A 15,073-nucleotide genomic window follows, 5' to 3' on the forward strand; every position below is an offset into this window, starting at 1 on the left:
GCGTTACTCGGCCGCTTGAGCGCGCACAGCACCCAATGCCGCGTGGATCACCGATGCATCAATGTCATGATGCTCAGCAATGACCACAAGCCGACCTATGCGCGCTTCATTCGCGCCCCAAGGGCGGTCAAACTGGTGACGCACCCGCGCGCCCACGGCCTGCACCAACAAGCGCATGGGCTTACCCGCCACGGCGGCATATCCTTTGATTCTCAGGATATTATGCGCGTTCGCAAGATTCTCGATTGCGCGCACCAGATCGGCGGGCTCCGTGACCTCGGGAATTTGGACAACGATGCCTTCGAAATCATCATGCTCGTGATCATCAGCCCCATCGTGATGGGACGGGCGTGCGTCAATGTCATCTTCGGCGGCGGCCTCAAGCCCCAGAATGATACGCGGATCAATCATACCTTCTGCCACTTCAACCACTGGAACGGTGCGGGTAGATTGCGCTGCAATCATCTCTTTCGCACGGGCGACCCCTTCGACGCCCGCGAGGTCGGGTTTGGTCAGCAGAATAATATCGGCACAGGAAATCTGGTCCTCGAATACTTCTGACAGAGGGGTGTCGTGGTCAATGCTCTCATCCGCTAAGCGTTGCGCATCAACACGGGCCACATCGGTGGCAAAACGACCCGCGGCGACTGCTTCGGCATCTGCAAGGGCAATCACACCGTCAACGGTGATTTTGGAACGGATATCGGGCCAGTCGAACGCTTTGAGAAGTGGTTTGGGCAGTGCCAGACCTGACGTCTCGATCAGGATATGATCGGGGCGTGGTTCAAGCGCCATCAGCGCCTCGATTGTCGGTATAAAATCATCGGCCACGGTGCAACAGATGCAGCCATTGGCCAACTCCATAATATTTTCAGCCGGACAATCAGGAATGGCACAGGATTTGAGGATTTCCCCATCAACGCCCACATCCCCGAATTCATTGACGATAATGGCCAGCCGCTTGCCGCCCGGATTCTGCATCAGCTGACGCACCAGCGTGGTTTTACCGGAGCCGAGAAAGCCGGTGATGACGGTGACAGGCAGTTTTGCGAGATTTGACATGTTAACTCTCCATTGGGGGGATACGGGCAACGCAGTTGCGTTTGAAGTGCTCGGGACGCGTCCGCCACGGGATCAATCCGTCGGCTGTTGCGTGATACAGGGCAGCGCCATCAAGGATCATATCAGGGTCCGCGACCTCATCCACATTGGCGAAAACATAGGTCCAGCGCGCGCCACCGCGCAGCGCAACAGTGCATCCATGGTCGCAGTTTTGCAGGCAATCCACAGGCGTCACGCGCACGCCGTCGGGCAACGCCAATGCATCGAGCGCATCAAAAAGCGCTTGCCCCGGACGGCGACCTTCCTCAGGTATCTCGCGCCCGCGTCTGCATTTTACACAAACCAGCAATTCTGTTGGATTTGAAGGTGTCGCCTGATCTCTCAATGTCCTCTGCCCCAAATTGTGATGGGACGCAGGCACAGGTGACGAGGACAGATTCCCCATGAACAGGACGGAATTGCCCCGACACCGGCACACCCCGTCCGGTTTAGTCGTTTTGTATCGGCAGGTCTCCCGGCTCACGGATTTAGGGCTTGTAACCCTGCGGCTGATCTACCTTCCCGGCTGTTGCCAGTGGCGTTGATCGGCCTGATCCGTTCACGGTCGCGGGGGCGGCTGAGCTTGACCACGTGAAAATACGCGGCTGCTTATTCCCTTTTCACCTGCCGAAGCAGGCACCAGTACAGCCCAATCGTGTAATCAATTGCAGCGAGCTGTCAAGGAGTTACCTGAATCAATCGGCACGAATGAGCCCGTGCATACGCACGGGCACAAATTGATCCATCACCTCAGGCAAGGCGACTAGGCAGGAACTTTGCGTTCAACAGCAACTGGTAACACTGTTTCGCAGCCAAATGACTTTAATACAGCACTGCGGCGAACGTCTGCTTTCTGGACACCATGACGCCGAAGGACGCAGCCGAAACAATGCTGTTCACCCAGATGGCGGCAATTCACCAATCAACTAAGATGCTGGCGCGCCGGTTGAATCACGTCGATAATATCCGGCAGCAGGACGCAGCAGAACGCGCCCTGAACAAGCTGGCGCGGACCTATAGCGCGCAGATGGACACGTTAAAGCGATATCGCAGCAAAGGGCAGACTGTCCGCGTTGAGCGTGTGACTGTCGAGAGCGGCGGGCAAGCCATTGTTGGCAATGTCTCAAAAGGGGGGGCGCATGATGAAAAGTGACGTTAACCCCATGCACTCTGCGCCCAGATGCACCGCGAAATCAAAACGCAGTGGAGAACCATGCAAAAGCCCGGCGGTGCGCGGCTGGAAAGTATGCCGGATGCACGGCGCAGGCGGCGGTGCTGGATCTGGGCGCGAGCATCCGAATTATCGGCATGGGACTCGAAGTAGCGAAGCCGTTGAACTAAGGGCCGCAATCGCTAGGTTGATATCACTACATGGGAAAACATAGCATTTATCAATACACGCTGAATCGGCGTTTTTAAAAAGGTTGTTCACTCAATGATGGCTCCAAAGTACAGCGAATTGCAAAATATGTCTGACAAGGAACTGATTAAGAGGCTGGAGGCGATGGAGGGCAGCGTTCAGGTAGGAATCAATTTCATTTATGATGAGTTACGGGATCGAAGGCTAACCCGGCTTACAAAAGTAGTGTTGTGGCTGACCGCTGTTGTTACCGTAGCTACGATTATCAATGTCTGGCTGGTATTCATGACGATTTAAGCAAGCAACGCTCAAAAGGTAGATAATTAGGGGGATAAAGCAATCTCAACTGAGTAATTAACCTATAAAAATCAATGACTTGTGATAATTAAATGGTGCCCAGGGGCGGGGTCAACTTACCGTTTAATTTCATCTAGTTATCAAAAAGTGGGACAGTGATCCTTCCCATAGTTTTACTAGGTTTTTCGGCATTAATGTCCCACGTCGTTGGCAAAATAGCCGCCCGGAATCACACCACCTCATAGATCAAAATCGCAATGAAAAACGCCGCCCCCAAGCCAAGGGACGGCGTTCTGGCGCGATGACGCCCACAAACATCAAATGAGGAATAAGATGCAGGAAAAACATAGCACTAAAGCCCAAACCGTGCAAGCCGAGTCCGCTTTGGACCGGCCTTTGGACGTGGCAGAGTTTGGCGACCGCCGCGCAATCAAAATGCGGAGTCGAACCCTGTCCCTGCGTGACCTGTCCACCGGTCTACCCGCCGCCGTCAGCAAGGACTCCATGCGTCATATCAAGCTGGGCCGGTTCACTGGGGAGACCACGGCGAAAGGCAGCTACCGGCACAACGCAGCGCACGACTCCGTTTCTGGAATCGAGGGCGATTACGACGCCGGGACGATGACCGTTAAACAAGCCGCCGCCGCGCTGGAGTATGCCGGAGTCGCGGCGATGATCTACACCACGCCAAGCCACCAGCAGGACGGCAAGGGACACCGCTGGCGCGTCCTCTGCCCTCTGTCTGCCGACACCACACCGGCAAACCGGCAAGCCCTACTGGCCCGCGTAAACGGCGTGCTGGGCGGGACGTTGAGCGCGGAGTCGTTCACCCCTGCGCAGTCCTATGCGTTCGGCGCGGTCAAAGGTGAACCGGCCCCCAAGGTGCAGCTGGTGGAAGGCCGGTTCCTCGATCACTGCGCAGACCTCGACGCCAATGCAATCGGGAAGCCTGCCCCCGACCGTGGCGAACCGCAGCAAGCCGCCGATCTGTCGCACGACGCACACCGCGTAGAGCGGGCAGCGGCGATGCTGGAGGCATCCGCGCAGCGTCTCGCCGATACCACCGTTGCCCGCAACGAAGCCCTCTGCCGGGAAGCCTTCCTTATGGGCGGTCTGGTGGCAAACTGCCTGCTGGACCGCGAACAAGTGATGGAAGCCTTGCTGCCGGTGATGATCGAAAACGGATTCTTGGATGACCACGCCAAGGGCGACGTGGCAGAGGTGGAAAGGATCATAGATGCCCAACTGCTGACTGGCGCGCGCGAACCCTTTGACCCTGCCCCGATCAACGCCGATGACTTTGACGATGACGGCGATGACGAACCGGAGGAATCCACGGGCCGCTTCGACATCTATGACCTGCTTGGACCGCCGCCTGACGATGCCGCACAAATCTACGGGCTGCCCTATCTGACTCCGGGCCAGTGTGCCGACCTGCCCGCCCGTGATTATGTAGTGAAACGGCTTATCGCGCCCCGGCAAATCGGCTGCATCTTTGGGGAACCCGGCGCGGGTAAATCCCTCATTGCTCCCCGCATGGCTTACGAGATTGCCATAGGTGAATCCACGTTCGGGCTGCGCACCAAAGCCGGACCCGTGTTCTACGTCGCTTGTGAGGATCAAGACGGCATGGCAGGCCGCGTGGCCGCGCTGCACATGGAACTGGGGGACGCTGACACCTTCCACCTGTTCAACACCGTCAGCGATCTTTTCAGCCCCGGCACGATCAAGGGCAAAGGCAGCCCCGATCTGGAGGCACTGCGCAAAGCGGCCAAAACGATCCGCCCCAAGCTAATCGTGATCGACACGCTGGCAATGGCGATGCCCGGTTTAGAGGAAAACGATGCCGCCGGAATGAATCGCGTGGTGCAGATTGGCAAACGGCTGGCCCATTGCGGCGCGGCTGTTGTGTTCGTCCATCACGGCACAAAGGCAGAGGGCAACACGCCACGCGGTCACTCTGTATTTAACGGCGCGCTGGACTTCTCTATCATGGTCAAGGCAGCGGACAAGGCGGGCATTGTGCGCGGCGTGATCCGCAAGAACCGCAACGGCCCGCCCGATCTGGACATCGCGTTCAAGATTGGCAGCCACCGCGTCGGGATTGACGTGGACGGCGAACCAGTGGACGCGCCTATCTGCCTGCCGTGTGATCCGGGCCAAGCGGACGCCACCGAGTCCAAGCTGACAGAGACAGAGGAAGCCGCGTTCAATCTGTTCCTCGAAATGGAAGCGACCGGCCCGGTGGACGAAACGGAATGGCGCAAACGCGCAACGGATGAATACCACGTCTCTGCCAGTGATGACCGTGACAATAGACGCCGGACAGTCACACGCGCGTTGAAAGGTCTAATCGGAAAACGGAAAGTCATCATCGAAAACGGGCAAATGGGCTTTCCACATTCCGTTGAAAGTAGCGACTGGGATGACGATTCAGAGGAGGCAGACCAGTGATGACGCTACCCCAAGGACACCGGACAGACCGGACGAGTCCGGTTATTGTCCTGTCCGTCCGCCCCGTTGCCCCTCACCCGGACACCGGACGGACCGGACTCCCCCCTTTAGGGGGGTCCGGCTGTCCGGTCCGGTCTGGCAACCCGGTAGATGGTTTAGCCACCAGCACGGCGATTAAAGAGCGTTCCGTTAGGGCGCATGCCGAACCTAGCAATATCATCGCGTTCTGCCTGCCGAGCGTCATCGTCATCTTCAAACAAATCAAAGCTGATGCCCAGCCAACCAATAGGTTGGTTCATCACATATTCGTAGAACGGCTTATTGACGATCAGTTTTCCCAGCGGACCTACCCGCTTGTCATCCTTTTGGAGGTGCGACTTGATCCGAGATGGGGCTTTGGCTGTCCCAACGTAGACTGGCATAGTCTCAAGCCTGTTCCAAAGAACATAGCGTGCATTGATACTCAACGGCAGCGCGGCAAGTTTGGAGCGGGTTTGTTCGGCGTTCATAATCATATCGCTTCGTTATCCCTAAATCTTGGCGAGATCGTGACACCATCTTGGCTACAGGTTGACGCAGTCATCCTTTCGCAGAGTCTGCGGGTCCCTCTCGATAATCGGGCTGATGCGGGGAGCGCGGAGCGCATCCTTTCAACCGATTTGAGAATTTTGAATCAGCCTTCCCCCGATGACACCGTTTCAACGAAAACAAGAAAGCCGTGCAAATGAATGATCTTTCGATTGCTGACCTTTTGGGACCCAGTCCCAGCGTGGAAATTTCCGATGACCGTGCTGACCTCGCCACCTCTGCCGAGATTGCCGATTGGCTTGGGCTGACCTCCAGCCGCGTGAACCAGCTTGCACGGGACTCGATCCTGCCCCGCGTGGATGCCCCCGGCGGTTTTGCCTTTCCGCTCAAGCAATCCGTGCAGGCCTACGCCGAGCATTTGCGGAACCGCTCTGTCCGGTCCAGTGATCCCCGCCTTGCCGATGAAAAACTGCGCGTGGCTGCTGGGCAGGCGGACAAGCTGGACATCCAGAACCAAAAGAGCCGGGCCGAATTGATCCCCGCTGCTGCTGTCCGTGCGGAGTGGCTGGCCGTGGCTGCTGACCTGCGCGCCCGCCTGCTGGCCGTGCCGTCACGGGTTGCCGCCAAGCTGTCGCTGGACCGGCCTGCCACGGCTGCTTTGGACGTGGAATTGCGCCGAGCGATGGAGACTCTGGCCGAAACCGCAAACGAGGGGGCCAAGGGGGCCACCCGCAGCGCAGACCCGGCCCATTCCGCCAGACCTACCGCCGCCGACACCGAAACGCCTCTGGAGGGCCAAAAATGACCCATGCCGCTTTGACCCAAATCCGCGCCGAAACATACGCCGCGTTGCGCCCGCCGCCGCCGGTCAATCTGCCCGATTGGATCGAGTCGCATGTCCGGCTGCCGTCCGAAGTATCCGCCCAGACCGGCCCAATGATCCTGACGCCAGTGCAGCGCGGAATTGCAGAGGCAATGGGCGACTCTGAAATCGAGCGCGTGACTGTCGTGAAGCCGGTTCGCCTTGGCTATACGTCCCTGCTGACGGCGCTGGTCGGGTACTATTGCGATTCAAATCCTAGCCCTATCCTTGCCGTGCATCCAACCGAAGGTGACGCCCGTGGCTGGATCGTGGATGACGTGGACCCCATTTTTACAGCATCGCCCGAATTGCGCGGCCTGCTCACGCTGGAGGCAGACCCCACGGGCCGGTCCACATTGCTGTCCCGAAAATTCCCCGGCGGTTCACTAAAGGTCATCGCGGCCAAGTCGCCCCGCAACCTTAGACGCCATAACGCCAAGGTTCTCATTCTCGACGAAATTGATGGCATGGAGAGCGGAGCAGAAGGTAGCCCGATCACTTTGGCAGAACGGCGCACACTCTCATTCCCCGACCGCAAGATTGTAGCCGGATCGACTCCGACTTGGGAGGACACCAGCCACGTCCTGCGACTCTACGCCCAAAGCGACAAGCGGCTGTTTGAAATCCGCTGTCTCGATTGCGACGACTACACCGCGCCGCGCTGGGAACATATCGAATGGGATTCAGGTAAGCCGGAAACCGCCGCGTTCGTCTGTCCGCATTGCGGCGCGGTGCAGCCGGAGAACCGCAAGGCCGAAATGGTCCAGCATGGTCGCTGGATCATCACCGCGCCGGACGTGAAGAACCACGCCGGATTCCGCACAAACGTCCTAGTGTCCACTCTGCCCGCCGCAAGCTGGGGCAACATCGCCCGCGAGTTTTTGGCTGCCAAAGATCATCCCGACTTGCTGCAATCGTGGACCAACACGCTAATGGCAGAGGGCTGGAAACAAGCCGGGGAAGAATTGGACGAGTCCGCGCTGGCAAACCGCCGCGAGTCCTTTTCGCTTGAGGACCTGCCGGACGAAACGCTGGTACTCACTTGCGGCGTGGATGTGCAGCATGACCGCCTTGAATCCGTTACCTTGGCACACAGCCGGACAGATACCTTTGTTGTGGATGCACGCGTGTTCTGGGGTCCTGTAAATGATTCAGATGTTCCTTGGGCTGAATTGGACGCCTTCCTTGCGCAGACCTACATCCACCCCGGAGGCGGTATCCTACGGATGGACGCCGTGGCCGTCGACTCGTCCGATGGTCAAACGATGGACCGCGTGTTGGCGTTTTGCCAACCCAAGCTATCGCGCCGCATTGTGCCGATCAAAGGGGCAGACGGGCAACGCCCCGCAATCCGTGCAAGCGCCACGAAAGGGCAGCGGCTGTTTATTGTCGGCGTGGACGGTATCAAGGCAAACCTGACGGAAAGACTCATGCGCGGCACGTCCATCCGGTTCTCTGACACACTGGACGCGCGGTTCTTTGAGGAACTCGCCAGTGAACGCCGTGTCGTTAAATACAGTCGGGGCGCGCCAAAGGCTTCATGGGAGCGCATTCCGGGCAAACGAGCCGAAGCATTGGACTGCGTGGTCTATGCCTTGGCCGTGCGGAATTTGGTTGGCGTGAATCTGGATATTCGGGAAATGGAACTTGCGGACCGTGGCACCACAGCGCCACGGCGGACCGTTGTGAAATCGAAATGGCTAAGTCGTTAGGGCCAATTAGTCAAAGCAACGGGTCCAAAAATTTTAGCAATACTTCTTGATGTTCCAAGCTGTACCAGAGACTGTGAAATCCTATGGCGAGGGCATGATGTCAGATATTGATGATAATTCCGAAAAAGGCTGGCTAACAACCGCAATCGAAGGGGGATTGCCACAAATACTTGCGGGACCTGCAGGTAAAGCCATAAGCCGCTTAATCGGCGCCGCAGTTGAGATTCCGGCCGTTGCGTTGGAGGGGGTCGTTCAAGGTATTCGAGATAAATCCGACGCCCGATCTCAAATCTCCCAAGCCATAGCAAGTAGGGCGGCCGAAACCGCTGCTAATGATCCGGATATAATGGATCGAGCCATACAAACCATGCTGGCTCGATCTTATCGCGTTCAAAAAAATAAGGACGCTGTCGCCACCATTGCGATTGAAGAATTAAGTGAAAATCCACCACCTGCAAATAGCGAAGGCCCTTCGGACGATTGGCTTAATAAGTTTGAAAGACACGCAGAGGATGCTTCAAGTGATGATCTTCGGATCATGTTTGGAAAACTATTGGCTGGAGAAGTCCGAAGGCCCGGCGATGTTTCAGCTGCCACACTGACTTTCATATCAAATTTGGACAGCGATACGGCAAAGCTAATCCAACGAGTCATGCCTTGTTGTACAAACGATGGAGCCGCTTATCTAGAAGCATTAGATACAGAACTAACTACCCCTGAGAATGCGTACCTTGAATTGGCTGGGTTTTGGTCTGCCGACAAGCATTTAAAGATGACATTCGATGCTAATGGAACCGCGATCCGAAAACTTACAGAAACCGGAATGGGAATTGCCATAATAGGCGATACTGAAAAGTACATAAGCCTTAGAGGTGCAATTCTTTCACGAGCTGGAAGAGATTTAGTAAATGTCGTTGGTCCCGACTTTGACTATCAGAAGCTCGCAAACTACGCGCTAAAAAATGAGTTCGTAAAAAAATTCTACTATGGTGAGTTAGTTTCTTCTGGGATCAACGTGAGTATGCCGAATCCGATAGAACTTTTCATTGAAATGTAGATTCTTAGAGCAACTCAATGTTAATCGTCCTAGTTTAAACGCAAAATAGAAGTTGCCGACCGTGGCACCGCAGCGCCACGGCAGACCATTGCTAGGTCTAAACTTGTGGGGGGGCAGTATAGGCTATTATCTCTCCAGTCTCTTGATCCTTCTTTTCCAGCTTCGCCAAAGATTCTGCGATGAATTGCTGAATCTCGGGCAGGGCCGCCAGTGATCTTTGCATGTGTAGCCTGCTTTTCTTTCTGTTTCGGCTTCCCCTACTGCGCGCCTGCGCTGCCTCTGGGTCTCGGTCGTAGTAGGCAGCATTACTGCAACTCTTACAGCAATATTTTGCGTGACTGCGTTTCGGAGAAAAGTCAATTCCACAAGCCTTGCATTTTATCATTCCGCACCGCTGGATTCAGCTATCTGAAATGCGGCGTTTTCTGCACTCTCAATATCGGAATGCGGAATAGGCGACATAACTGGCTCTCCTTCTCCAAACGGCGCGGCAGCCGCGTAAAATGATCCATTTTTTTCATAGACAAGAGCCATCCAAAGGTCATCGCCAACAGCACCGCAAGTTTTCACAAGTTGGCAGTCTGGATCGGGTGTTGCCCAGTCTAATTTAGACTTTAGATATTCGAAAGATTTCATGCTTTAGTCCTCATTCAACAAACGATATCAGCTACGAAGCTGAAAATTTTGTCATTTCTATGTTGGGTGTTTAGACGGATCGTCTGTGGCAGCTTTACTGAACTGTGAACTGCGCGGGACTGTCATCAAGCAACTTTCGGAAATCAGGATAGACCGCCTGAAAGACGTCTGGGCGACACCTTTGCAAGATTGCCATACGCCTGAAATCTAATTCGTCCTTGGCAATCTGGGGCAGCTGACTTTCCCCAAAAACTAGATAATGCACAAGGTAACGCCGCAACAGGCCTTCCTCCTCTGCCAAGCCCGCCGCCGCTCGTTCCGCGTGACCGGGAATGTTTCTGCTGTTGGCCGTTTTCCTCATAATCCTAATCCTCAATGTTTGTTTGTGATGTGCAAAGGGGCCAGCTTTCGCCAGCCCCTCTACGTTTTGCGTCCGGCACCCCTGCCGGGAGAAAGGTCAACTTTGCCCGACTCGACACCGGGCAAGGCCAACATAGGGCAACTAGTTTTATAAACGCAAGTAAATATTGAATAAATACTAGCTTGTTTTATTAACGCGAATCAGGCTACACAGGGCTGGAGAAATCAGAGGAGCGAACAATGAGCGACACAATTTTTTCCGTAGGGCAAGCCGCCGAATGGCTGGCAGACAGCCCTGAAACCCAAGAACATGCGGCGAACCAGCTACGTCGGTTCCGCGCTAAAGGTTATGTGCAAACCCAAGGACAATTCGGGTCCGGGCCAACAGCCGCACACAAATTCAATGTCCACGACCTCGCAACAGCGAAACTGTGCCAAGGCGTCATGCGGTTTGGTATCAAAAAGGAAGCAATCCTGCGGGCAGTTTCGGATGCCTGTTACACGCTGCCGGTAATGGGTGGTGATATCACCGGCATTGAAGCCGCGTTCAGCGATCCGCGCGCCGCGTGGTGCATGATTGTGTTCTTCCACGCCAACGCTGACGGGACAGAATCTATCAACGCTCAAATGTGTTTGGGCATGGACGGGCTGGAGCGCCTAGGCGGTCAAATGATTGTGCTGACCCTGACCGACTGGCTGCCCGCTCTTGCCGAAATGCAGGGAGCATAAATATGGCTTTCCCGTTCGCCAGTTTCTTCAAACGCGACATCGCGCAGCCTGTCCAGACTCGCAGCTTTGATGCGGCGTCTGGCGGACGTCGGGCCAGCGGGTTTATGTCCTACGGGTCCAACGCGACCGAAACCCTTGCCGCCGCTGCCCCTCTGCGCAGCCGCGCCCGCCATGCCTACGCCAACAATGGCTATATCCAGAACGGCGTGAACGCGATTGTCGCTGAATCCGTTGGCGCGGGCATTGAACCCGCGAGTGCAAATCCTGACATCGGGCTGCGCGATCCACTGAATCAGCAATGGCTGACGTTCGCCGAGTCTGCCGATGTAGAGGGCCGGACCGATCTGCGCGGGCTGATGGCTCAAATGGTTCTGGCCTGCGTGGTGGATGGTGAATCTTTCGCCGTTATTGAGGAAGACTCGGACGGCGTGCAGGTCCGCTTGATCCCGGCAGAGATGGTAGAGGAGTCCAAGACTGCCGATCTGGGGCAAGGCCGCTATATTGCCGCCGGTATCGAGTTTGATGCCCGTGGCCGCCGCGTGGCGTATCACATCCAACCCCAGCGCCCGACCGATCTGTTCCCGACCAGCAGGACGCCTATCCGCGTTCCGGCAAAGGACGTGCTGCACCTTATGCGTCCGCTGGGGCCGGGGCAGGTTCGCGGCGTGTCTTGGCTGGCCCCTATCCTGCTGACAGTGAACGAACTGGACCAGCTACAGGACGCCCTGCTGGTCGGCGCAAAGATTGCCGCAATGCACGCGGGCTTTGTCACAGACAATAACAATATCGGAGGCAGCGGCGCATACCCCGAAGCGGACAGCCTGACAGACATTAGCCTAGAGCCGGGAGTCGTGCGTATCCTGCCTGCCGGGACTGACATCAAATTTAACTCCCCAGCCGAAGCCAAGGACAGCATCTCTTTCGCCAAGCTGACCTTGGGCCAGATTGCCGCCGGACTCGGTATTCCCCAGTTTTGGCTGGACGGCGATCTGACAGGCGCGAACTACTCCAGCCTGCGCGCCGGATTGATCCCTGCCCGCGCCAAGCTGGAGCAATACCAGTATCACCAGATTATTCCGCAAGTGCTTGCCCCGCTTTGGCGTCGCGTTCAAACCCGCGCATACCTGTCCGGCAGCGTGGACATTCCCGACCTTGCGCCCGCGTTGAAAGCTGAATGGCTGCCCCCGCGCTTTATGCAGGTTGATCCTGCCAAGGATACCGCCGCGCTTATCGCTCAAATTGACGCCCGCCTCACATCCCGCACGAAAGCCGTGGCGTCCTTGGGCTGGAATATCGCGGACCTCGACAAAGAGATTGCCGCCGAAACTGCTGGAGTCACCGATGACGCTTGAAACCCTTATCCGCCAAGCCACGACCGCCAACAGCTATGACGCTGCCACGCGGACCTTTGAAGCCGTGATTGCCACGATGACGCCCGTGGTGCGCAGCGATGCCCAAGGCCCGTTTAACGAGATTCTGGACCCTGCCACGCTGGGGGCCAGCGCCGGTATGCCGCTGCTGGACAGCCACCGGACGGACTCGGTGCGCGATCTGCTGGGCCGCGTACTGTCCACGCGTATTGAAGGCCAGCAGGTCATCGCAAAGCTGCAACTGTCCACCGCGTCCGACACAGACCCGATTGCCCAGCGTATCGCTGACGGGTCCCTGACCGGCGTTTCCATCGGCTACCGCGTTGCGGGCTGGAGCGTGTCCACCGCGCAGAACGGCACCCGCCAAAAGACACCGACCGCGTGGACCCTCACAGAGGTCACTTTGACAACGAACCCGGCAGACCCGCACGCGCGCGTCCGCCACCAAGAAGCCCTAGGCGCAACGGCGCGGCCTAGCGAGACGACCCCGACCAATCGCGCCGCCAACCCTACCCCCTCTCACACTGGAGCAAATATGCCCGATCCTGTAATTGAACACCCCGTCACACCGGAGTCCGCAGAACGGACCCGCCGGTCCACGATCCGCACGTTGGTCCGGTCTGCTGGCCTGACCGCCGAAACCGCCGATGACCTGATCGACCAAGACTCGACCGTGGATCAAGCCAAGGCCGCTGTTTGGGATGCCACGCAGACCCGCACCGCGCTTGTCATCCGCACCCACGTGCCCCAGAACGATGATCCTGCTGTCATCACGCGCCGCATGTCCGACGCCGTGGCTGTCCGCATGGCTGGTGGCGAATGTCCCGATGACGCACGGCAGTATATGGGCGACTCGTTGCTCGACTTGGCCCGCGATACCCTGACCCGTTCCGGCGTGTCTGTCCGTGGCTTGGCTGCTGACGAAGTATTCACCCGCGCAGCACACGGCACGTCCGACTTCCCGCTTGTCGTGTCCAACGCGATGGGCAAGGTCGCGGCTGACAGCTACAAGGCCGCCGAAACTGTCCTGAAACAGCTTGGCCGTCAGCGCGTGCTGCGCGACTTCAAACCGTCCACCAGCATCCGCGTGGGTGAAATGGGCAAGCTGGAGGAAATCGCGGAGTCCGGTGAAATCAAAGCCACCAGCCGCGCAGAGACAGGCGAGTCCATGTCGCTGAAAACCTTTGCCCGTGCGATCAACGTCAGCCGCAATCTGCTGGTGAATGATGACCTCAACCTGCTGGGCGATATGACAGCAGCGTTCGGGGAAGCCGCCGCGCAGACAGAGGCAGAGGAAATGCTGTCCCTGCTGACCAGTAACCCGAACCTTTCCGACGGCACGCCGGTATTTGACGCCAGCCGGGGCAACCTGTCCGGCGCGGGCGCTGACCCGTCATCGGCAGAACTCGACATCGTGCGAAAGGCAATGCGGTCCACCACTGGGACCGACGGGAAAACGCTTATCAGCGTGACCCCCAAATTCCTGCTGGTAGGTCCGGAACTCGAAAATCAGGCCGAAAAACTGCTGTCGAGCATTTACGCCACAACGGTCGGCGATGTGAACGCATGGTCCGGTAAACTGTCGCTGTTGGTAGAGCCGCGCCTGACGGGCAATCAATGGTACGTCTTTGCCGATCCTGCCCGCGTGGCAAGCATCGTCTACGGCTACCTTGCATCCGCCCAAGGCGTCCAAATCCAGCGCGCAGAGGCTTGGGACACGCTGGGCATCAAGTACCGCGCGTTCCTCGACTTTGGCACGGGCTGGAGCGATTGGCGTGGCGCGCATAAGAACCCCGGCAGCTAAATGGCTACCGTCGCGGAAATGCTGACCCAAGCTAGAGCGGCCTATCACGCCCTCCAGCTTGGGGAACTGGCAGTCAGCTTCAAAGACAGCAACGGGGAAACCGTGGAATACAACCGCGCCTCACTGCCCCGGCTGGCCGCTTACATCAATGACCTAGAACGGCAAGCGATGGGCGCGGCCCGCCCCCACGCCGTTCAATTCCAGACCTCGAAAGGACTGACATGAAAAACTTTATCCAACGTGGTGACAACATCACCCTCGACTCCCCTGATGACGTGCTGTCCGGCGCAGGCGTCAAAATCGGCGCAATCTTTGGCGTGGCAAATGGTGACGCAGCAACGGGCCAGCCTGTTGTCCTGTCCACGGTAGGCGTCTTTGATCTGCCCAAAACCACGGCAAACGATGTGACCGCAGGAGCGGCGCTGTTCTGGAATGACACCGCGAAAGAAGTCACCACAACGGCGTCCGGCAACACCCGTATCGGCGTGGCTATCGCAGCCAAATCCGGCGCGGGTACTGTCGCAACCCGTCTTAACGGCTCTTTCTGATCCGATGACACAACTCCGCACGCCCCAGCACTCACTCTGTCCAGCGCCCGTTCGGCGCGGATTGAGCCGTGCAGAGGCGGCGGAGTACATCGGTATAGGCACGACCAAATTTGACGCTTTAGTGATGGATGGACGGATGCCAAAACCGAAGCGAATTGACGGACGCACAATTTGGGACCGCGTGGCCGTGGACCGCGCATTTGACGAACTGGACGCACCGGGCCACGCTGACGCGAATCCTTGGGACTGATCTGT

17 protein-coding genes and 1 riboswitch are annotated in these 15,073 nt (G+C 57.4%); of the genes, 12 read left to right on the forward strand and 5 right to left on the reverse strand.

Going from position 1 to position 15,073, the window contains the following annotated elements:
- Positions 1–3: 3 nt before the first annotated feature.
- Together cobW and OS189_RS12255 are read right to left on the reverse strand one after the other, a co-directional pair.
- Positions 4–1,062: a cobalamin biosynthesis protein CobW gene (gene cobW / locus OS189_RS12250; protein ID WP_267167612.1), complete on the reverse strand. Its 1,059-nt coding sequence runs from the start codon at positions 1,060–1,062 to the stop codon at positions 4–6.
- 1 nt (position 1,063) lies between these two features.
- A complete protein-coding gene (locus tag OS189_RS12255) occupies positions 1,064–1,447 on the reverse strand; it encodes a DUF1636 family protein (RefSeq protein WP_267167613.1) in 384 nt (127 codons plus the stop codon).
- Between the two features lie 102 nt (positions 1,448–1,549).
- Positions 1,550–1,760: riboswitch (cobalamin riboswitch) on the reverse strand.
- A 203-nt stretch (positions 1,761–1,963) separates the two neighbouring features.
- On the opposite strand from OS189_RS12255, the gene OS189_RS12260 reads away from it, so the two are divergent.
- From OS189_RS12260 to OS189_RS12270, 3 genes are all read left to right on the forward strand, one after another.
- Positions 1,964–2,254 (forward strand): hypothetical protein, encoded by a 291-nt coding sequence (locus OS189_RS12260; protein ID WP_267167614.1) that lies wholly within the window; start codon positions 1,964–1,966, stop codon positions 2,252–2,254.
- Between the two features lie 315 nt (positions 2,255–2,569).
- Entirely contained in the window at positions 2,570–2,758 is a 189-nt protein-coding gene (locus OS189_RS12265; RefSeq protein WP_267167615.1) for a hypothetical protein, read from the forward strand.
- A 333-nt stretch (positions 2,759–3,091) separates the two neighbouring features.
- Positions 3,092–5,212: an AAA family ATPase gene (locus OS189_RS12270; RefSeq protein ID WP_267167616.1), complete on the forward strand. Its 2,121-nt coding sequence runs from the start codon at positions 3,092–3,094 to the stop codon at positions 5,210–5,212.
- A gap of 155 nt (positions 5,213–5,367) precedes the next feature.
- On the opposite strand, the gene OS189_RS12275 is transcribed toward OS189_RS12270, so the two are convergent.
- Positions 5,368–5,721, reverse strand: a complete 354-nt coding sequence (locus tag OS189_RS12275) for a hypothetical protein (RefSeq protein WP_267167617.1) — start codon at positions 5,719–5,721, stop codon at positions 5,368–5,370.
- 215 nt (positions 5,722–5,936) lie between these two features.
- Here OS189_RS12275 and OS189_RS12280 point away from each other — a divergent pair, with 215 nt between their 5' ends.
- Genes OS189_RS12280 through OS189_RS12290 form a run of 3 tightly spaced genes read left to right on the forward strand, consistent with a single transcriptional unit; the run spans position 5,937 to position 9,371 of the window.
- On the forward strand, positions 5,937–6,545 hold the full coding sequence (locus OS189_RS12280; RefSeq protein ID WP_267167618.1) for a hypothetical protein: 609 nt from the start codon (positions 5,937–5,939) through the stop codon (positions 6,543–6,545).
- Positions 6,542–8,314, forward strand: a complete 1,773-nt coding sequence (locus OS189_RS12285) for a phage terminase large subunit family protein (RefSeq protein WP_267167619.1) — start codon at positions 6,542–6,544, stop codon at positions 8,312–8,314. Before OS189_RS12280 ends, OS189_RS12285 begins: the two co-directional genes overlap by 4 nt.
- Positions 8,315–8,363: 49 nt before the next feature.
- A complete protein-coding gene (locus OS189_RS12290) occupies positions 8,364–9,371 on the forward strand; it encodes a DUF2806 domain-containing protein (protein WP_267167620.1) in 1,008 nt (335 codons plus the stop codon).
- 381 nt (positions 9,372–9,752) lie between these two features.
- Here OS189_RS12290 and OS189_RS12295 read toward each other — a convergent pair whose 3' ends face one another.
- A complete protein-coding gene (locus OS189_RS12295) occupies positions 9,753–10,007 on the reverse strand; it encodes a hypothetical protein (protein WP_267167621.1) in 255 nt (84 codons plus the stop codon).
- A 94-nt stretch (positions 10,008–10,101) separates the two neighbouring features.
- Positions 10,102–10,368, reverse strand: coding sequence for a hypothetical protein (locus OS189_RS12300; RefSeq protein ID WP_267167622.1), 267 nt, complete (start codon positions 10,366–10,368; stop codon positions 10,102–10,104).
- 239 nt (positions 10,369–10,607) lie between these two features.
- On the opposite strand from OS189_RS12300, the gene OS189_RS12305 reads away from it, so the two are divergent.
- The 6 genes from OS189_RS12305 to OS189_RS12330 are packed head-to-tail and all read left to right on the forward strand — an operon-like array spanning position 10,608 to position 15,068.
- On the forward strand, positions 10,608–11,096 hold the full coding sequence (locus OS189_RS12305) for a hypothetical protein (protein ID WP_267167623.1): 489 nt from the start codon (positions 10,608–10,610) through the stop codon (positions 11,094–11,096).
- A gap of 2 nt (positions 11,097–11,098) precedes the next feature.
- Positions 11,099–12,448 (forward strand): phage portal protein, encoded by a 1,350-nt coding sequence (locus tag OS189_RS12310; RefSeq protein ID WP_267167624.1) that lies wholly within the window; start codon positions 11,099–11,101, stop codon positions 12,446–12,448.
- Positions 12,438–14,270, forward strand: coding sequence for a prohead protease/major capsid protein fusion protein (locus tag OS189_RS12315; RefSeq protein WP_267167625.1), 1,833 nt, complete (start codon positions 12,438–12,440; stop codon positions 14,268–14,270). The genes OS189_RS12310 and OS189_RS12315 overlap by 11 nt, the downstream gene beginning before the upstream one ends.
- Positions 14,271–14,495: a gpW family head-tail joining protein gene (gene gpW, locus OS189_RS12320; protein ID WP_267167626.1), complete on the forward strand. Its 225-nt coding sequence runs from the start codon at positions 14,271–14,273 to the stop codon at positions 14,493–14,495.
- Positions 14,492–14,818 carry a DUF2190 family protein gene (locus OS189_RS12325; RefSeq protein ID WP_267167627.1) on the forward strand — a complete coding sequence of 109 codons (327 nt, stop codon included), beginning with the start codon at positions 14,492–14,494 and terminating at the stop codon, positions 14,816–14,818. Before gpW ends, OS189_RS12325 begins: the two co-directional genes overlap by 4 nt.
- Before the next feature lie 4 nt (positions 14,819–14,822).
- On the forward strand, positions 14,823–15,068 hold the full coding sequence (locus tag OS189_RS12330) for a hypothetical protein (RefSeq protein WP_267167628.1): 246 nt from the start codon (positions 14,823–14,825) through the stop codon (positions 15,066–15,068).
- Positions 15,069–15,073 lie beyond the last annotated feature (5 nt).

Origin of the sequence: Sulfitobacter sp. F26169L (assembly GCF_026410285.1) — a bacterium.
GTDB lineage: Bacteria > Pseudomonadota > Alphaproteobacteria > Rhodobacterales > Rhodobacteraceae > Sulfitobacter.